The sequence below is a fragment of the Myxococcus faecalis genome (assembly GCF_050039385.1).
GTDB lineage: Bacteria > Myxococcota > Myxococcia > Myxococcales > Myxococcaceae > Myxococcus > Myxococcus fulvus.
Map to the genome: position 1 here is coordinate 10,663,205 of NZ_CP144336.1, position 17,495 is coordinate 10,680,699.

The 17,495-nt window shown below is 70.4% G+C and carries 14 protein-coding genes; 7 read left to right on the plus strand and 7 right to left on the minus strand.

Annotated features, from left to right (window positions below):
- Positions 1 to 3: 3 nt before the first annotated feature.
- Both VZQ01_RS42260 and VZQ01_RS42265 read right to left on the minus strand, forming a co-directional pair.
- A complete protein-coding gene (locus VZQ01_RS42260) occupies positions 4 to 1,425 on the minus strand; it encodes a hypothetical protein (protein ID WP_426746486.1) in 1,422 nt (473 codons plus the stop codon).
- An 85-nt stretch (positions 1,426 to 1,510) separates the two neighbouring features.
- On the minus strand, positions 1,511 to 2,485 hold the full coding sequence (locus VZQ01_RS42265) for an NAD-dependent epimerase/dehydratase family protein (protein WP_426749035.1): 975 nt from the start codon (positions 2,483 to 2,485) through the stop codon (positions 1,511 to 1,513).
- A 121-nt stretch (positions 2,486 to 2,606) separates the two neighbouring features.
- On the opposite strand from VZQ01_RS42265, the gene VZQ01_RS42270 reads away from it, so the two are divergent.
- The gene (locus tag VZQ01_RS42270; protein ID WP_046713622.1) at positions 2,607 to 3,140 is read left to right on the plus strand and encodes an FHA domain-containing protein; all 534 of its coding nucleotides are present in this window, start codon (positions 2,607 to 2,609) and stop codon (positions 3,138 to 3,140) included.
- Between the two features lie 6 nt (positions 3,141 to 3,146).
- Here the strand turns inward: VZQ01_RS42270 and VZQ01_RS42275 are convergent, their stop codons facing one another.
- Positions 3,147 to 3,671, minus strand: coding sequence for a hypothetical protein (locus tag VZQ01_RS42275; protein ID WP_141332672.1), 525 nt, complete (start codon positions 3,669 to 3,671; stop codon positions 3,147 to 3,149).
- Between the two features lie 106 nt (positions 3,672 to 3,777).
- On the opposite strand from VZQ01_RS42275, the gene sitA6 reads away from it, so the two are divergent.
- Positions 3,778 to 4,434: a SitA6 family polymorphic toxin lipoprotein gene (gene sitA6, locus VZQ01_RS42280; protein ID WP_141332673.1), complete on the plus strand. Its 657-nt coding sequence runs from the start codon at positions 3,778 to 3,780 to the stop codon at positions 4,432 to 4,434.
- A 6-nt stretch (positions 4,435 to 4,440) separates the two neighbouring features.
- Positions 4,441 to 5,163 carry a SitI6 family double-CXXCG motif immunity protein gene (sitI6, locus tag VZQ01_RS42285; protein WP_426746488.1) on the plus strand — a complete coding sequence of 241 codons (723 nt, stop codon included), beginning with the start codon at positions 4,441 to 4,443 and terminating at the stop codon, positions 5,161 to 5,163.
- A gap of 7 nt (positions 5,164 to 5,170) precedes the next feature.
- Here sitI6 and VZQ01_RS42290 read toward each other — a convergent pair whose 3' ends face one another.
- From VZQ01_RS42290 to VZQ01_RS42300, 3 genes are all read right to left on the minus strand, one after another.
- Positions 5,171 to 6,670 carry a Y-family DNA polymerase gene (locus tag VZQ01_RS42290; RefSeq protein ID WP_223748772.1) on the minus strand — a complete coding sequence of 500 codons (1,500 nt, stop codon included), beginning with the start codon at positions 6,668 to 6,670 and terminating at the stop codon, positions 5,171 to 5,173.
- Positions 6,671 to 6,677: 7 nt separating this feature from the next.
- Complete coding sequence (locus tag VZQ01_RS42295; RefSeq protein ID WP_223748773.1) at positions 6,678 to 7,541, minus strand: ImuA family protein; 864 nt, start codon at positions 7,539 to 7,541, stop codon at positions 6,678 to 6,680.
- Positions 7,542 to 7,727: 186 nt separating this feature from the next.
- The gene (locus tag VZQ01_RS42300) at positions 7,728 to 8,942 is read right to left on the minus strand and encodes a vWA domain-containing protein (RefSeq protein WP_426746489.1); all 1,215 of its coding nucleotides are present in this window, start codon (positions 8,940 to 8,942) and stop codon (positions 7,728 to 7,730) included.
- Positions 8,943 to 9,204: 262 nt separating this feature from the next.
- Here VZQ01_RS42300 and lon point away from each other — a divergent pair, with 262 nt between their 5' ends.
- Positions 9,205 to 11,697, plus strand: a complete 2,493-nt coding sequence (lon, locus tag VZQ01_RS42305) for an endopeptidase La (RefSeq protein ID WP_141332086.1) — start codon at positions 9,205 to 9,207, stop codon at positions 11,695 to 11,697.
- A gap of 91 nt (positions 11,698 to 11,788) precedes the next feature.
- Here lon and VZQ01_RS42310 read toward each other — a convergent pair whose 3' ends face one another.
- Positions 11,789 to 15,358: a DEAD/DEAH box helicase gene (locus VZQ01_RS42310; RefSeq protein WP_426746490.1), complete on the minus strand. Its 3,570-nt coding sequence runs from the start codon at positions 15,356 to 15,358 to the stop codon at positions 11,789 to 11,791.
- 149 nt (positions 15,359 to 15,507) lie between these two features.
- Here VZQ01_RS42310 and VZQ01_RS42315 point away from each other — a divergent pair, with 149 nt between their 5' ends.
- The 3 genes from VZQ01_RS42315 (at position 15,508) to VZQ01_RS42325 (ending at position 17,448) form a co-directional block, all read left to right on the plus strand.
- Positions 15,508 to 16,512 carry an N-acetylmuramoyl-L-alanine amidase family protein gene (locus tag VZQ01_RS42315; RefSeq protein ID WP_426746491.1) on the plus strand — a complete coding sequence of 335 codons (1,005 nt, stop codon included), beginning with the start codon at positions 15,508 to 15,510 and terminating at the stop codon, positions 16,510 to 16,512.
- Positions 16,513 to 16,594: 82 nt separating this feature from the next.
- Positions 16,595 to 16,984 carry an ArsR/SmtB family transcription factor gene (locus VZQ01_RS42320; RefSeq protein ID WP_223748777.1) on the plus strand — a complete coding sequence of 130 codons (390 nt, stop codon included), beginning with the start codon at positions 16,595 to 16,597 and terminating at the stop codon, positions 16,982 to 16,984.
- Complete coding sequence (locus VZQ01_RS42325) at positions 16,981 to 17,448, plus strand: SRPBCC family protein (protein WP_046713612.1); 468 nt, start codon at positions 16,981 to 16,983, stop codon at positions 17,446 to 17,448. Before VZQ01_RS42320 ends, VZQ01_RS42325 begins: the two co-directional genes overlap by 4 nt.
- Positions 17,449 to 17,495: the final 47 nt, after the last annotated feature.

Here is a 17,495-nt window from a genome sequence, read left to right on the forward strand (position 1 = left end):
GCCTCAGGGCGGCGAGAGGATGCCGACCCACGTCTCGTTGGACTTCGCGCGGCTCCCGGGCCCCCCCGTGGTCCGGGAGCCGTCGATGCCGAACGCGAACACCACCGAGTCCCCCACGCCTTGTCTGGCGATGAGGACGTGCACGGCCTCTTCTCGCCGAAGCTGGAACAGGCCCTGCTGCTGGCCGCTCGCGTCCACCGTGAGCAGGAAGCCCTTGCTCTTGCGCTGCTCGGGGTCCGTGGAGTCCTGCGCGAAGCCCGTGTCGCCCGCGAAGCAGTAACGCGCCTGACCGCAGGCGACGAAGGACACGGGCATGTCGTCGCGCTCGACGTCGAGGGCGCGCACGAGGTCGTCCTCCGCGGCGCCGTCGAGGCGTCCGGAGGCGAAGTACAGGTCCGGGGAGAGGGTCCTGCCGCCCACCAGCGCCCGCTCGCTGGCGCCGAGCGCGAAGGTGCCGGCCCGCACCACCAGGCCGACGATCTCCTGGGGCTCGGGCGCGGACACGGCGCGCGCGGAGACGAACGCGCCCGTGGGCGAGAAGGAGGACAGGAGGAAGGCGCGTCCCGTCGCGCCCCTGGGCTCGCGCTCGAAGGACTCCTCGTAGGCGCGCCGCTGGAGGTCCATCAGCGGCGTGGCGACGTGGACCTGGTGCTGCTCGTCCACGTCCAGGCCCCAGCCGACCCAGGGGGCGCCCACGGCCTCCATCTGCTCCCAGGTGGAGAAGTCCTTCAGGGCCACCGAGGGCGCCACGGGGCTGAGCCACAGGGTCTCCAGGCGCGCGTCGAGCCGCCCCACACGGATGCCGTCGAGCGCCAGGAGGAGGACGGCCTCCTCTCCATCCGCCCGCGCCAGCATGATGGCGGCGTTGCGCTCGGAGTCCGGGAGCTGCGCCCGTCCCAGGGCGCCGTTCGGCAGGGCGATGAAGTCCATGCGCGCCTCCGGAGGAATCGCGTGGGTGAAGCGCCGCTGCGCGACGACGGTTCCATCCGGTCGGATGCGGCGCACCTGGATGGCGAGCGGGTCCTCCTCGCGCTCCCAGCCGAAGACGGTGAGCTCTCCGCTGGGATGAACCACATGGTGGTGGACGAAGTCCGGCAGCGACAGCTCGCTCCGCCACCCTCCCTCCGCGTCCACCTGCGACAGGCGCTTGACGGGCGGGAAGAAGAAGGTGTCCTCGCCCCGGTCCTCGTACTCGCCGCGGCGGAGCCAGGTGGTGCCATCCGCCCCCACGGCCAGATCGCTCACGCTGCTCTGGAAACCGCAGTCGACGCGCCGCGCCCGGAGGTGCTCATCGAGAAAGTCCACGGGGGCGAAGGCCGCCTGGGAGTCCCGGACGCAAGGCTCGCGGGAGTCCGAGCAGGCGCCGAGCAGAGGCAGCAGCGCGAAGAAGGTGAGACGCAAGCGCACGCGATGATTGCGGGACATGACGACACTCCTCCTGGAGGACCAGGAGCCTCGAGCGGGAAGCAGGCCACCTGCCGGCCCGGGTGACGAAGGCACGGACGCTAGCTCAGGGGACGGAGTGCTCGCGCGCCCAGGTCACGAGCGCCGCGAGCCCTTCGTCCACGGACACGCGGGGGCGAAAGCCCGTCTCGCGCTCCAGGGCCGCGGGGTCCGCCCAGGTCGAGTCCATCTCCCCGGCCTGCGCGGGCAGGAGCCGCAGCACGGCCCGGGTCTCCAGGAGCCGCTCCAGCACGGCGACGAAGTCCCGCACGGAGACGGGCTCCCCGCGTCCCACGTTGAGCAGTCGATACGGAGGGCTCCCCACGGGAGGACGGTCCAGGACGCGCAGCACCGCCTCCGCCACGTCCTCCACGAAGGTGAAGTCGCGCAGCATGCGTCCCTCGCCGTACAGGTCGATGGGGCGCCCTGCTCTCAAGGCGCGCAGGAAGCGCAGCGGCGCCATGTCCGGGCGTCCCCAGGGTCCGTACACGGTGAAGAAGCGCAGACCCGTGGTGGGCAGGCCGTGGAGGTGGCTGTACGTGTGGGCCAGCAGCTCTCCGGCGCGCTTGGTCGCGGAGTAGACATTGAGGGGATGGTCGGCGGAGGCGCTCTCGTGGAAGGGCGGCGGCGTGTCCGCGCCGTACACGGAGCTGGAGGACGCGTAGACCAGGTGCGAGACGCCCGCGGCGCGGCCCTGATCCAGGAGCTGGAGCCAGCCCACGATGTTCGCGTCCACGTAGGACGAAGCGGAGGCTCCGGCCTCTCGCACGCCGACCCGCGCGGCCAGATGGACGATTCGCTCGGGGTGCTCCCGTTGGAAGATTCTCGCGAGCGCGGGAGCGTCGGTGATGTCCGCCTCGTGACAGGTGAAGCGCTCCGCGCCGGGAAGCGAGCGGAGTCGGGCCAGTCGGGCGCGCTTGAGGGCGACGTCTCCGGACGGGTCCAGGTTGTCCACGCCGATGACGGTGTCACCTCGGGCGAGCAGCTTCGCGCTGACGTGGTGACCGATGAAGCCCGCTGCGCCCGTGACGAGGACCCGCATGAAGCGTGAGGGTTTCATGCCCTCGGGTCGGAAGCCATGCTGGTGATGTGGCGATGAGGGGGCCTGGCGGGCACTGTCACACGACTTCCCGTGGCCCCCGCTTGGACGTAGGGTGGGAGGCATGGTGTCCGTGAACCAGCTCCGTCCCTTCGCCTCGGCCTCGCTGGAGGCCTTCCGCGCCGCGTCCGGTCCGGTGGCGCTCATCCAGCAGCCCGTGGATCCCGTCTTCCGGAACGTCGCCCAGCAGCTGACGGGCGCTCGCACGGTGGGCATGGCGCACCGCTCGCGCATGACGGAGCGGCTGCTCGCGATGCTCCGCGACTTCGACAACCTGGAGGTGCACTTCCTGAACCCCAAGGTGGATGGGGAGGAGCTCACCGTGGGGCGCTCGGACTGCGACCTGGTGGTGCCGGACCCGTCCGTGTCGCAGCACCACGCGACGCTGCGCTGGAACGCGACCACGGGTGGCTTCCAGGTGCGGGACGCGCAGTCGATGAACGGCACGTGGATCAACGGCGCGCCGCTGGGCTTCCGCGCGCAGGTGACGCTCAACGACGGGGACACGCTGGCGTTCGGCGACGCGCAGTTCCTCTACCTCCGCGCGGAGACGGTGCACGAGCACCTTCGGCTGGCGAGCCCCCAGCCGAAGCCCTGAGGGGGCTCAGGGCACTTCCTTGACGGCGTCGATGACGGCCTTGCGCAGGTAGGAGCTGTAGTCCGTCTGCGACTGGTACATGCTGATGGACGAGACGGTGCGGGAGTCCTTGCGCCACAGCAGGTCGCCGTTCGGCGACACGAGGCCCGCCTCCAGGAAGACCTCGGCGCGGCCCATGGCGCGGATGGAGGACACGTCCACCCAGTTGAGCACGACGATGACGGCGGCCTCGGCCTTGTTCTCGCGGATGAGGGCGACGACCTCGCCGGTGGAGGGGGATGGTGCGTCGGAGATGCGCGAGCCGACCACCTCGAAGCCGCGCTCACGCAGCACCGCTTGCGTCTGGCCGATGAGGACGGATCGTGGATTGCCTTCCCCCAGCATGTCCTCGCGATAGGTCGCCACGGGCAGCGAGTCCACGCGCGTGCCGATCACGACGACCACCTTGCGGATGGCCCCCGGAGGCCGGACCTGCGGCGCGGAACACGCGGTGGCGAGCAGCGACAGCAGGAGGAGTGAGAGGGCGCGCATGGCGAGGCCTGGGAGGCAAGGAGGTGGTCTCCTTGCATAACTAGGAGGGGCCAGGCGGGGCAAACGGGGATGAAGTGGCCCACCAGGGTCGTGCTATCCACGGGGTATGCGCGCGTTCCTCGTTTTACAGCTCATACTGCTCGGTGTGGCGTGGCTCGGTTGTGCAACGACAGGGGCGGGCACATCACCTGCCTGGAGCGAAGCCGAGGAAGCATGCTCCGAGCACGAAGACGACGTCTGCCTCGCTCCGCGCTGTGATGACGACCGTTGCTATTTCTTTCGCTGCGACGACCTGCCCTCCGAGACGGAGCTGGCGCGATTTCCTCCTGCCCGTCCACCCGCGGCATCCGCGGCTCCAGGACGAGGCCCTCGAAGAAACTGGGGCGGAAGCACGGCCGCGACAGGGGGGCACGAGCCCGTCTTCGTCATCCCTTGGTATGGGAGCGAGCCTCCTCGCCTCCAACTTCCACCGGGCCGCTTCGAGAAGCATCACATCTTCCCGCAGGCCGAAGACCTGGCGTTATGGTTTCGAGGCAGGGGCCTCAACATCCACGACTACACGCTCTCCATTCCACGTGACCTCCATCAACGAATCCATCGAGGCGGCGATCGCGGTGGAGCCTGGAACAATGCATGGCGTGACTACCGGAGGCAGAATCCCGCTCCTTCGAAGGAAGAGATCTTCAAGCATGCGGGAGAGCTCATCTACCGCTTCCAGCTCCTCGGCGGTCCCATCCGGCCTTACTACTCCCATCGAGAGTGACCAGGGATGACCCGCTTCTTCGAGCTGCGCGAGGATCGAGCAGCGACGTCTCGCTACCGAGGCGACTTCAATGCCACGCACCCGTGGTCTCTTCCTGGCGTCGAGTGCACGGACTGTGGCGCGACCTGGAGCAGCTCCGGACACGACTACCCCTGCGTGGACCTCTCGTCGCTGGAGGAGCGCCAGCGTCTCCATGCCCCCTGGCCCACGTCCGTCTCCGAATATCGTCGACTGCGTGAGCGCATCCGCCCCTTGGCGCCCCAGGGGGCGGAGCTGCCTCCTGGCTCGAGCTTCGGACCCATGGTCGGTACAGCACGTGGAGAGCTGGGACCGCTGACCTGGCAGGGCGACTATCTGTTGATGTTGCGCCACGACACGTTGGAACAACTCCAGGCACGAGGCCTTCGTGGACTCCTCGGATGTCGGACAGCGCTGAGCTGGAGGCAGAAGTCCCCCCCTGAGTTCCTGGAGCTGCAAATCGAGCCCAGGGGACGGCTGCATCCTGACTGCCTCCCTCCAGATCTGCCTCCGCCCTGCCCTTCCTGTGGAAGACTTCCGCTTCATCTACCCGACGCGCCCATCCTCGACGCGAACTCACTCCCCACTGAGCAGGACCTGTTCCGAGTGGGAAACTTCGCCACGATGATCATCGGTACGGAGCGATTCGTAGAGGCCCTGCGACACCTGGGACTCCCGGGCATCATCGTCCGCGAGCTGCCTTCCCGCTGAGCACACTTCAGTCGAACAACCCCTGCAGGTAGAAGCGGCCGTCGCGCATGTCCTGGAACACCCAGGCGGGCCCCAGTCCCTCGAAGTGCACCCGGTAGTAATCGCGCTGGAAGGGCGTCTCGGCCCACCACTCGCCGCCCAGGCGCTCGGGGCCCGTCACCGCCGTCACCCGGTGACGCCGTCCGCCGACTCGCGCGGCGAGCAACCGACCGGTATCCCCCAGTTCCGCGTCCAGCCACGCGGGCTCCGCCAACAAACGTGACGGCCGCTCCCGCAGCCCACCGTCCCTCCGCTCCACCGGCGTCAGCGCCTCCCCCCACCCCTTGCGAGCCTCGGGGGGGCGGAACGCCCGTGTCCCCTGCGCGCCCTCCGGCCGATGCACCGGCTCCAACCCCGCCGAGCACAGCGACTCCTCTCCCAACGTCGTCGCCAGCCGCGACAACACCACCTCCAGCGCCGCGTCCCCCTCCGGCGCGTCCCCCAACGAGAGCTGCTGCCCCCGGTCCTCGGAGAACTCGTCCACCCGCGCGGACACCTCCGCCACCGGGTTCTCCAACCGCAGCTCCTCCAGCCGGTGCCGCGCCAGGTCCAACAACAACTTCGCCGCCGCCGTGGGCCTCGCCAGCGACAACGTCACCCGCTGCTGCCCCGTGGGGTCCAGCTTCAACGTGAAGGTGATGCGCACCGCCGCCCGCCCCCTCCCCACCAGCCGCGCCCCCAACCGGTCCAACAACGTCTTCAGCGCGAAGCCCAACGGCTCGAACGACTCCGCCGGCCACTCCAACACCCGCCGCTCCTCCAGCACCTCGTCCAGCACCTCCGCCACGAAGGGCGTCTCATCCCTCCCGCCACACCACGCATGCGCCCGAGCCCCCATCACCCCACCCCGCGCCGCCACCGCCCCCGGCGGCAGCTGGGCCACCTCTCCCAACGTGCTCAGCCCCAACGCGGAGAACGGCGCGGACTCCCGCCCCTCCAGCGCCGCCAACGGCAACGGCGCCAGCGCCTGGGCCGACGCCCCCGGCGCCACCACCTCCACCCGCCGCGCTCCGAAGCGCGCCAGCGCTCGCGAGGTGAACGCCTCCGACGCCACCACCACGTGCGCCCGGTACCCCAGCCCCTCGCACAACGCCAACGCCCGAGAGCACAGCCCCGCTTCACCTCCCGACAGGTGCGCGGCCCCCGCGTCGAGCCACAGTCCATCTGGGGCGGAGAGCTGGAAGCCCGGCCCCAGGCTCAGCAGCGCCTCCCCCAGCGCCACCAGTGCCCGCTTCTCCTCCTCCAACCGGTAGGGGAAGTGCCGCAGCCCCGGCTCCAGCGCCGTCGCCGCGGTGAGCGTCACCCCGGGCCGCACGCCCGCCTTCAGCGCGGACGTGGACGCCGCCACCACCCGTCGCTGGCCGCGAGCCTCCTCCACCAGCACGAAGGGCCGGCCTGCCAGCTCCGGACACTCGATGACCTTGCGCTGCACCGGGAAGCGCGTGAAATGCAGATAGGCCCTGCGCATGGCTCCCTCAGTTGTGCGCCGCCGAGGCCACGTCCGACGCCACCCGCAGCGAGGGCATCACCCCATCCCGCCCGGACCGCTGCCCCTGGTGCCCCAGCCCGTTGCGCGCCACCCACGGCGTCTCCCGCAGGAAGTCCGGCGTCGCGTCCGCGTCCACCGGCCCCACGTCCAGCACCCGCCCCCCCTCCTCGAGCCCCAGCTCCGGGTACAGCGCGCTCCACGGCAGCACCGCCCGCGTCCCCGTGCCGCCGCGCCTGCTGCGCACCACCTCCACCGCCCAGCCCTCCGCGCCCTGGGACTCCGTGCGCAGCCGCGTCACCCCATCCGCCGGAGCCTCCGGCGAGGTCAGCAGCAGCAGCAGCCCGCCGCCACGCTCCGCCGCGTCCGCCAGCTTGCGTGCCTCGGCCAGCCCCACCCGCGGCGGCCTCCCCGTCGCGCCCACCCCTCGCGTCAGGTCGAGCACCACGCACGCGAAGGCCCCACTCCGGGCCAGCTGAACCGCCGCCCACACCCGCTGCTCGGGCGCCTTGGGCCGCACGAGCAGCAGCCGCTCCAGGTCCACGCCCTGCGCCGCCGCCGCCGGGGCATACAGCTCGCGCGGTCCATCCACCCACGCGCACAGCCGCGCCTCCCTATGCGCGGACGCCACCGCGCTCAGCGCCAGGCTCGTCCTGCCGGTGGCCGCCTCACCACACAGCTCCACCGCCTGCCCCAGCGGGAAGCCGCCCGAGGGCAGCAGCGCGTCCACCGCCTCCATCCCCGTGCGCAACACCGCCAGGTAGCTGCGCGGCGCCGCCTGCAACTGGCGGATGCGCTCGCGAAGCTGCTCGACCACCGCACCGCCACTGCGCTGCTCCGCCACCGCGCTCATCTCGCCTCCTCGCCAGGACCCGACACACCGAACGCACGCCTGCACGACGGTTCAGTATGCTCAAGGGTCTGACGTGCGCCCGCACAGGACGCACGGCGACGGGCCCGGCGACACGACGTGATGGCTTGGATCCACCGGGGCGACGCCAGGGTTTTCGAGCCCCTGGGCGTCACCCCTCCGGCGGACCTAACCGGCGCAGATGACCTTCACCTCGACCTTCTGATCATCCGCGCGGCGCAGGCAGCTGCCGCCGAAGTAGATCCGCGCGGGGCGGTCCTCCCCGGACGGCTCGTAGCTCAGGTCCCCCGCCGCCACCGAGCAGCGCTCCACCGTGCCCCCGGCGCGGGTGATCTCCACCTGCGCCAGGCGCGGATCCGGCAGGTTCACCACGTCCAGGCTCTGCGCCACCGCCGCCAGCTCCGCGATGTGCAGCAGCGTGTCGCGGTAGCTCTCCCGACAGATGGAGTCCAGGTTGTCGAGCGCCGAGTCAAACTTCTCCGACATCGCCCGGTGCCGGTAGCCCGGCCCGTAGGACGTGGGGCAGTCCGCGTTGCGCACGAACGTGCCCTGCGGCGTCACGTCCTCGATCAGCTCCGCCCGCTTGTCGCTCAGCGCCACCGGGCCCACCGTGGCCCACAGCACCTCCCGACGTCCGCCCTTGGAGTCGCGCAGGCTCTTGAAGGCCTCGGCGTACTCCTCCACCGACGTCAGCAGCGCCGCGCCCTTATGGCAATTGTCCACCGACGTGTCGTCCGTGACGATGACCGGCGGCGGCCGCGCGGTGGAGCTGCAGTCCTCCTCGTCCGTCACCACCACGACGAGCAGCCGCGCCCCGTCCCGCAGGAAGCCTCCGTTCCCACCCTCGGCGATGGAGGTGGTGGTCAGGGGCTCGGAGACCGCCAGTCGGGCGGCCTCGAAGGGGGACTCCTGCCCGCTGCCACTTGTCCCCTGCTTCACCAGCAAGCGGAAGCGCTCCAGCAGGTCCGGATCCGAGCTCTCGACGAAGCGGTCCTCCGACGCGCTCCCGTTCGCCCTCGGCACCGGCTGCAGGAGGCCGGATTCCCTCGGATACTCCGAGTAGAACTCCCGGCCCTGGGTGAAGACGCGGCGGTACACGGAGGTGGTGATCACCCCCACGCGGAAGTCCTGGGTGACGCCGCCGCCCTCCCGCAGGCCCTGGATGAAGGCGGGCAGCTCGGTGGCGATTCCGGCCTGCTCCTCGGCCATGGAGCCGGAGTTGTCGATGACGAAGAGGATGTCCGTCTTCTGCGGGGCCACCACCGGGGATTCGCTCTGACACTTGCCCGGCAGGGTGGATCCGGCCTCGTCGACGGGCGACGTACAGGACGCCACCCAGAGGGCCGGCAACAGGAGCAGGGGGGCTCGGGTTCTGGATTTCATGGCGTCCTCCTGAGGGGGAAGGCGGCGCACCCGGGCGGTGCGTCGCAGCGAGGCTGGGGGGGCGAGCATGCCCCACCCCCGGCCCGGACGCGAGACAAGGACGCAGCGTCTGGCATCCGACTTGAGCGTGGAAAATCGCACACGGCGTTTGCCACGGGCGTTTTGGTTGTTACGTTGGTTCATCTGCCGCAGAAAACCGACAGATGTTCACCGGTCCGGTCGCAGGGAGGGCCGGGCTTGAAGAAGGAAGAGGCCGAACTTCATGTCCGATGAGAAGAAGAAGGGCACCGCCGCGAGCGCAATGCCCACCGCGATGGCCCCTCCGGGGCTCATCAACAAGGAAGACATTCCCCAGGTGCTGCCGATCCTGCCCCTGCGGAACAGCGTCTTCTTTCCCGGCGGCGTGCTCCCGCTGGCCGTCGGCCGTCAGAAGACCATTGCCCTGATCAAGGACGCGGTGCGCGACGACCAGGTCATCGGTGTCGTCACGCAGCGCCGCGCCGAGGAAGAGGATCCGGGCGCCGCCGACCTCTACACCATGGGGACGGTGGCCCGTATCGTGAAGCTTCTGAAGATGGGCGAGGACAACTACTCGCTCGTCGTCCAGGGACTCGCCCGCTTCCGTGTCGTGGAGCTGGTGCAGGAGGCCCCGTACCTCAAGGCCCGCGTCGACGCGGTGGAGGACAAGACCTCCGCGGAGAACGTCGAGGTGGAGGCCCTGGGCATCAACCTCAAGAAGCTGGCGCGCGAGGTCATCGAGCTGATGCCCGAGCTGCCGGCCGCCGCCACGGAGCTGGTGGAGAGCATCACCCACCCCGGTCACCTGGCCGACCTCATCGCCGCCAACGTGGACGTGCCGATCGAGGAGAAGCAGGCCGTCCTGGAGACGGTGGACCTCAAGGCGCGGATGAAGCTCGTGCTCGAGCTGCTCAACCGCAAGCGTGAGATCCTCAAGCTCTCCAACAAGATCGACTCCGCCGTGAAGGGCGAGATGTCGAAGACCCAGCGCGAGTACTACCTGCGCCAGCAGCTCAAGGCGATCAAGGAAGAGCTCGGCGAGATGGGCGAGGAGGAGGAGGAGCTCGACGAGCTCCAGGAGCGCCTGAAGAAGGCCGCCCTGCCTCCCGAGGTGGAGAAGGTCGCGAACAAGGAGCTCAACCGCCTGAAGACGATTCCGGCGGCGTCGAGCGAGTACACCGTCGCGCGCACCTACCTGGATTGGATCGCCGACCTGCCGTGGTCGAAGCTGTCCGAGGACAACCTCGACATCGAGAACGCGCGCCAGCAGCTCGACAAGGATCACTTCGGCATCAAGAAGGTGAAGAAGCGCATCCTGGAGTACCTGGCCGTCCGCAAGCTGAAGAACGACATGCGCGGGCCCATCCTGTGCCTCGTCGGTCCTCCGGGCGTCGGCAAGACGTCGCTGGGTCAGAGCGTGGCCAAGGCCACGGGCCGCAAGTTCGTGCGCCTGTCGCTGGGCGGCGTGCGTGACGAGGCGGAGATCCGCGGCCACCGGCGCACCTACGTCGGCGCGCTGCCCGGCCGCTTCATCCAGAGCATGAAGAAGGCCGGCACGAAGAACCCGGTCATGATGCTCGACGAGATCGACAAGCTCGGCGCCGACTTCCGTGGCGACCCGAGCGCGGCGCTCCTCGAGGTGCTGGACCCGGAGCAGAACAACACGTTCAGCGACCACTACCTCGACGTGCCGTTCGACCTGTCGAAGGTGATGTTCGTCGCCACGGCGAACCAGCTGGATCCCATCCCCGGGCCGCTCCGCGACCGCATGGAGATCATCGAGCTGTCGGGCTACACTTTCGAGGAGAAGCAGAGCATCGCGCGCATCCACCTGGTGCCCAAGCAGCTCAAGGAGCACGGGCTCAACCCGGACCACATCGAGATCACCGATGAGGCGCTGCTGACGCTGACCACCTCGTACACCCGCGAGGCGGGCGTGCGTAACCTGGAGCGGCGCATCGCGGACATCTGCCGCGCGGTGGCGGTGGAGGTCGCGGGTGGGAAGCTGGAGAAGCAGACCATCAACGCCGAGCGCGTGAAGGAGATCCTCGGGCCCGAGATGTTCTACTCGGAGGTCGCGGAGCGCACGGAGGTTCCGGGCGTGGCCACGGGTCTGGCCTGGACGGCGGCCGGCGGCGATCTGCTCTTCATCGAGGCGACGAAGATGGCAGGCAAGGGCGGCATGACGCTCACCGGCCAGCTCGGCGACGTGATGAAGGAGAGCGCGACGGCGGCGCTGAGCTACCTGCGCAGCAAGTCCGAGCAGTTGGGCATCAGCTCCAACTTCCTGGAGAAGACGGACATCCACCTGCACTTCCCGGCGGGCTCCATCCCCAAGGATGGTCCTTCCGCGGGCGTCACCATCCTGACGGCGCTCACCAGCCTGCTCACGGGCATCCGGGTGCGGCACGACACGGCGATGACGGGCGAGGCCACGCTGCGTGGCCTGGTGCTGCCGGTTGGCGGCATCAAGGAGAAGGTGCTGGCGGCCCACCGCGCGGGCATCAAGCGGGTCATCCTGCCCGAGCGTTGCCGCAAGGACCTGGTGGACGTGCCGGACCAGGCGAAGAACGAGCTGGAGTTCATCTTCGTCAGCCAGATGGACGAGGTCCTGAAGGCCGCGCTGGAGACGTCGCCGTTCAAGTCGTCGGCGGGGACTCCGGGTGGCGAGCCGGGCAAGGAGGCCTCGCTGCCTCCTGCGTCCACCGAGCCCGGGTCGCCCGAGGTCCGCGCGTAAAGCGCGGGCTTCAGCGACTCGAAGCCTGACGCGGGCAGGTTCCTCACCGAGGGACCTGCCCGTTGTCTTTGCGGGGCTCCCCTGCCCCGCTTCAGTGCCGCGTCCGGGGGACTTCCTCCTCGTCGGGGCCCCCAAGGCGCTGGGACAAGAGGCCAAGCAGCTCCTTCGTGGAGAGCCGCCCGGCGCCGTCCTTGCCCTCGAGCACGTCCGCGACGAGCGCGCGCTTGTGCTCGTGGAGCGACAGCATCTGCTCCTCGATGGTGCCTCGCGCCACCAGCCGGTAGACGGTGACGGGGCGCTCCTGGCCGATGCGATGCGCGCGGTCCGACGCCTGATCCTCCACGGCGGGGTTCCACCACGGGTCCAGGTGGATGACGGTGTTGGCGGCGGTGAGGTTGAGGCCGAAGCCGCCGGCCTTGAGCGAGATGAGGAACAGGGGCGCGCTGCCCTCCTGGAAGGAGCGCACGGCCTGCTCTCGGGCCTTGGGTGTGGAGGAGCCGTCCAGGTAGTCGTAGCGGATGCCCCGCGCGTCCAGCACCTCGCGCACCAGGGCCAGGTGCGAGGTGAACTGGCTGAAGACGAGCGCGCGGTGGCCCTCGGCGCGAAGCTCCTCGACCAGCTCCATGAAGCGCTCCAGCTTGGAGGACTCCACGCGGGACTCGGCGTCATAGAGGCGCGGGTGCGAGGCCAACAGGCGCAGCCGGGTGAGCGCTGCGAGCACCTCGAAGCGGCGCTCCAGCTCACGTGACTGCCGCTCGCGCATCACCTCCGGCGCGGACTCCAGCGCGGAGAGGGCCGCCAGCCGCGCGTCCTCGTACATGGTCCACTCCTGGGTGGAGAGGACGACGGGCACGCGGATGTCCATGCGCGGCGGCAGCTGCGCCTCCACCTGGGCCTTGGTGCGGCGCAGGAGGAAGGGTTGCAGCACCCTGGCCAGGGCGGGCGCCGCGGTGGGGTCCACCCTGCGCTCGATGGGAATCGCGAAGCGGGTGCGGAAGGCGTCGTGGCTGCCGAGCAGCCCGGGGAAGACGAGCGAGAAGACGCTCCACAGCTCTCCCAGGTGGTTCTCCAATGGAGTGCCGGAGAGGGCGAACTTGAAGTCCGCCTGCAGCGCCCGCGCGGCGCGGAAGCGGTGGGTGCCCGCGTTCTTCAGGGCCTGGGCCTCGTCGAAGACGAGCGTGGCGAAGCGCAGCTCGGACAGCCGGCCGATGTCGCGCGTCAAGAGGCCATAGCTCAGCACGAGCACGTCGCGGGGACCCAGCCGTTCGAGCAGCCCGCCCCGGTCCGCGGCCTCGGAGAACAGCCGCATCTTCAGCGACGGCGCGAAGCGCTTCGCCTCGTCCATCCAGTTGAAGGCCACGGAGGTGGGCGCGAGCACCAGCGCGGGCCCCAGCTTCGAGCGCTCCAGCAACACGGCCAGCGCCTGCACCGTCTTGCCCAGCCCCATGTCGTCCGCGAGCACCGCGCCCGCGCCCCACGAGGCCAGCCGGGTGAGCCAGCGGAAGCCCTCGACCTGGTAGTCACGCAGGTCCGTCTTCAGCGTGGCGGGGACCTTCGGCTTCAGCTCCCGTGCGGCGAAGATGCGCTCGACGAGCCCCCTCCACGTCGCGTCCGCGTCCAGCGTCGCGCCCGCGCTGCCCAGGGCGGACAGCGACTCCGCCGCGGCCGGACCCACCTCCAAGCCGTGGCGCGAAAGGTGGGCGTGGTCCGCCAGTCGCTCCAGGTGCTGGCGCAGCGCCTCCTCGACCTCCACGTAGGTCTGGTCCTTCACCTGGACGAAGCGCTCCTTGCGACGCGCGGCGTCCAACAGCCGCGCCATCTCCACGCGCTCGCCCTGCACCGCCAGCCCTCCGAGCACGCCGAACCAGTCGCGCTTGCGCTCCACCGTGATTCGCAGCGCGCTCGCCCCGCGAGAGCCCACGAGGCGAAGTGGAGAGCCACCCCACTCCAGCTCCGGCGGCGACTCCAGCGACTGACACGCGGACAAGAGCCCGAGCGCGCCCTGGACGTTGGGGAACGAGAAGCTGAACGGCAGCGCCTGCGCCTCCGCGGTGGCCAGGGGCAGGCTCGCCTGGAGCGCGTGGACCACGGCGAGCTCCTTCACGAAGTCGCGCACCGTGTGCACGGGCTCCAGGCCCCGGCGCAGGTACACGTCCCGAGGCCCCTCGCCCGGGATGAAGCTGATGCTGTCCGGGAGCGCCCGCACGCGCAGCTCCACGCGCACCGCGCTGCCGGGCTCCAGCTCGAAGCGCAGCACCGGCAGCTGGAGCGAAGGCAGCTTCTCGCCCATGACACCGCGAGGCATGGCCACGGGCAGCCGCACCGAGAGCTTCGCCAGCTTCTCCAGCAGCACGCCGTGGCTCTCGGGAGGGAAGACGTTGCCGTGGCGCTGGAGGACGGACACGAGCGCGCGGACCTCCGGGCCCGCGTCCAGCACGGTGAGCCTGCGCGAGCCCTCGTCCCAGAGGAAGAGGGCCTCCTCCGGCTTCGCGCGGCGCACGCGGTCCACCATGGACGCGGGCAGGCTCGCGCCGTCCACGCCCGCGGAGACGACGACAGCGCCGCCCCGCTCAGAGGCGACGATGCCCACCTTGGCGCGGTCCACCTGGACCAGCAGGTCCTGCGTCCCCTCCTGATAGAGCCGGGGATGGTCCACCAGCTCCAGCAGCAGCGCGCGCGAGGCGGGTGCGTCGCCATCCGGCAGCAGCGACGCGAGGCGCGCGTCGAGCGAGGAGAGCTGCGAGCCATGCTCCTGGAGCAGCTTGCGGCGACTCACCTTGGCTCCCGTGGAGCGCTGGCCCTTCTTGTTGCGCCGGTGCACGTACGGGTGGACCTCCACGCCGTAGCCCTCGATGACGTCGACGCGCCAGGAGACCTCCACCGCCGCGCCGCTGCCCGTGCCCTCATCGAGCGCGCGCTCCAGCGCCCTCAACGTGCGGTCCCACCCCGGTCGCACCAGCTCGTCGAGCGTCTCGCCGAAGCGCTCCGTCCACGGCTGGTTCAGCCACAACAGCACCGTGTCGATGGCGGCGACCAGGTGGACACACGGCGGCGCGCCACAGGTGCAGTCGCCCTGCACCACGGAGGGCGTGAAGGTCAGCCGGGCCTCGGGGAGGATGAAGCCCATCTGCGCGCCGTAGGGCAGCTCCGAGCAGCGCGTCTCGCGGAAGCGGAAGCCAGGGAGCTCGGCGTCGTGCTGGAGCGACTCCAGCTGCAGCGCGTGCAAGGGCCGCGTGGCCACGGTGGCGGGCGCGCGGGAGCGCAGGTCCAGCAACAGGCCATGGACACGGTGCGTGCGCGGGTCCTCGGGCGGCGCCAGTCGCGCGGCGAGCGAGGCGCGGGTCTCCTCCGCCTGCTTGCGCTCCTCCTCGACGAAGCGCCACGCGAGCCGGGGCAGGAGGTCCTTCATCTTCGGCGACGGCAGGGACTCCTGCGTCCAGCGCGTACGGCCCTCCTCGCTGAGCATCTCCACCAGCCTGCGGCGGGCCATCGCGGGGCGGGACTGAGGCAGCAGCGCGGGGTCCACGAAGGGCGACAACACCGTGAGGCTCAGGCGGGACAGGTGCTCGACGCCGTGCTCGCGCAGCCAGGAGCGCAGGGCTCCTTCCGTGGCGAAGTGTGGGACAGCGGAGGAATCGGGCTGCGGGCGCTCCACGGACATGGCTCCCCGCTTCTTCGCGATGCGCGACGGAAACGCAAGCGCGACGACAGGGCGTCCGGGCAGGCGGGCTCCCCGGGCCGGCTTCCGCTTCCCCGTCATTCCGGGCCACACTGCGGAACGACGCCCGCTCGCCAGGCGTCGAACCTGACATGCCGACATCCGCCGCTGGAGTGTGGGGACTGGGAGTCTTGCTGCTCACGGGCACCGCCTGCGTGCGCGCCTCGAGCGAGGTGTCTCCTGATGCCTCGACGCACCTGTCCCAGGCGGCGCGGCCGGGCTCGCTCCCCGTCGACCCGAGCGCCGTCCGTGGGTCCGTGGAAGGCACACGGGGCGCCCTTCCCCACAGGCCGATGCGCGCGGCGGAGACGGTCGTCGAGCCGCCTGTCGTGGCCAGGTGGCCCGCGCCGGGAGCCACGCTGACGCTCGTCCCCGCGAACGTGCCCGAGGGCTTCGCGCGACGTCGGGTGTACCTGGACGCGGGACACGGCGCCGAGGGGAACACGGGCAACCGCTCCGTCACGTGCGAGGACGAGGAGGTCTTCACGTTGCGCGTGGCGCAGGACCTGGCGCGGCGGTTGGTGGCCACGGGGCACTTCGAGGTGCGCATCAGCCGTGAGCCGGGACAGCGGGTGCCGTATACGAGTCGGCTCGCCGATGCGGAGCGCTGGGGCGCGCACGTGTTCGTGAGCCTGCACTCGGACTCGCGAGGCACGTCGCAGCCGTGGGCGCCCGCGGAGGGACAGTCGTGCAACCGCCAGGACACGACGCCCGGCTTCAGCGTGCTCTGGTCCGAGGATGCGCCCGCCCCCCTCCAGGGTCGCCGCGCGGAGCTGGCGCGAGCGCTGGCGCGGAACCTGTCGCGCGGCGGGTTCCTCCACTACGACGGCGTGGACTACGTGGGCCTCTACGCCACCGACACCGCGCAGCCCGGCGTCTTCGTGTCCCGCGAGCCGTCACACCGGCAGATCTTCGTCCTGCGCAAGCCGACGATGCCCTCGGTCATCGTGGAGACGCACCACGCGCTCGACTTCGAGGAGGCCGCGCGCTGGCGCGAGGAGCGCACGCTGGAGGTCTTCGCCACCGCGATGACCCAGGGACTCGTGGAGGCCTTCGCGCCGCCTCCGCCCCCGCGCGTTTCGACGCAGCAGCCCTGAACCGCACAGCGAACGCTCGACGCGATTCGCGCTTGCCTTTCATTTAACCAGTTGGTTATTTTAACAGAAGGTTAATCAAGCCATGCCGAGCGACCCACTCAGCGCCACCTTTGCCGCACTCGCCGACCCGACCCGGCGCGCGATCCTCGCGCGGCTCTCGAAGGGGGAGACCTCCGTCACGGAGCTCGCCCAACCCTTCGACATGAGCCTCCCCGCCGTGACGAAGCACCTCAAGGTGCTCGAGCGCGCGGGGCTGATCACGCGGAGCCGCGAAGCCCAGTGGCGCCCCTGCAGACTCGCGCCGGAGCCGCTGAAGGACGCGACCGACTGGCTCGAGGACTATCGCGAGTTCTGGGAGGCCAGCCTCGACCGGCTCGAGGACTATCTCGCCGACGTCCAGGGGCAGAAGCGCCCGGCGCGCGGCCGCAAGATTCCAACCCCGAAGAAGAAGGACCGAGGAGCCCCCCCATGAACGCAGCGCTCGACCTCAACGAACTCGCGAAGCGTCAGCTGGAACTGTCGCGGCTCATCAGCGCCCCACGCGCGCTGGTCTTCCAGGCGTTCACCGACGCGGAGATGATCTCCCACTGGTGGGGGCCGAACGGCTTCCGCACGACCACGGTGAGCAAGGACGTGCGGCCGGGGGGCGCGTGGAAGTTCACCATGCACGGGCCCGATGGCACCGACTACGCGAACCACATCGTCTACACGAAGGTCGTCCCCAACGAGCGGCTCGAGTGGGATCACGGCACGAAGGAAGGCGAGGTGCTGTTCAAGGCCGTCGTCACCTTCCAGGACGAGGCGGGAAAGACGCGCGTCACGATGCAGCACACGCTGCCCACCGTCGAAGCGCGCGAGCAGGCGGCGAAGTACGCCATCGAAGGTGGCCAGCAGACGCTCGCGCGGCTCGACCAGCACCTCGCGACGCGGCAGTAGGCACTCGTCGCGCGAGTGCCCACGTCGGGCGAGGCGCAGGGGAGTCC

What these genes read in the sequence shown, in the direction of transcription:
- VZQ01_RS42265 (WP_426749035.1), bottom strand. Translation starts at nt 2,485, where the DNA reads ATGCGGGTCCTCGTCACGGGCGCAGCGGGCTTCATCGGTCACCACGTC.
- VZQ01_RS42300 (WP_426746489.1), bottom strand. Translation starts at nt 8,942, where the DNA reads ATGAAATCCAGAACCCGAGCCCCCCTGCTCCTGTTGCCGGCCCTCTGG.
- VZQ01_RS42295 (WP_223748773.1), bottom strand. Translation starts at nt 7,541, where the DNA reads ATGAGCGCGGTGGCGGAGCAGCGCAGTGGCGGTGCGGTGGTCGAGCAG.
- VZQ01_RS42260 (WP_426746486.1), bottom strand. Translation starts at nt 1,425, where the DNA reads ATGTCCCGCAATCATCGCGTGCGCTTGCGTCTCACCTTCTTCGCGCTG.
- lon (WP_141332086.1), top strand. Translation starts at nt 9,205, where the DNA reads ATGTCCGATGAGAAGAAGAAGGGCACCGCCGCGAGCGCAATGCCCACC.
- VZQ01_RS42325 (WP_046713612.1), top strand. Translation starts at nt 16,981, where the DNA reads ATGAACGCAGCGCTCGACCTCAACGAACTCGCGAAGCGTCAGCTGGAA.
- VZQ01_RS42290 (WP_223748772.1), bottom strand. Translation starts at nt 6,670, where the DNA reads ATGCGCAGGGCCTATCTGCATTTCACGCGCTTCCCGGTGCAGCGCAAG.
- VZQ01_RS42310 (WP_426746490.1), bottom strand. Translation starts at nt 15,358, where the DNA reads ATGTCCGTGGAGCGCCCGCAGCCCGATTCCTCCGCTGTCCCACACTTC.
- sitA6 (WP_141332673.1), top strand. Translation starts at nt 3,778, where the DNA reads ATGCGCGCGTTCCTCGTTTTACAGCTCATACTGCTCGGTGTGGCGTGG.
- sitI6 (WP_426746488.1), top strand. Translation starts at nt 4,441, where the DNA reads ATGACCCGCTTCTTCGAGCTGCGCGAGGATCGAGCAGCGACGTCTCGC.
- VZQ01_RS42275 (WP_141332672.1), bottom strand. Translation starts at nt 3,671, where the DNA reads ATGCGCGCCCTCTCACTCCTCCTGCTGTCGCTGCTCGCCACCGCGTGT.
- VZQ01_RS42270 (WP_046713622.1), top strand. Translation starts at nt 2,607, where the DNA reads ATGGTGTCCGTGAACCAGCTCCGTCCCTTCGCCTCGGCCTCGCTGGAG.
- VZQ01_RS42315 (WP_426746491.1), top strand. Translation starts at nt 15,508, where the DNA reads ATGCCGACATCCGCCGCTGGAGTGTGGGGACTGGGAGTCTTGCTGCTC.
- VZQ01_RS42320 (WP_223748777.1), top strand. Translation starts at nt 16,595, where the DNA reads ATGCCGAGCGACCCACTCAGCGCCACCTTTGCCGCACTCGCCGACCCG.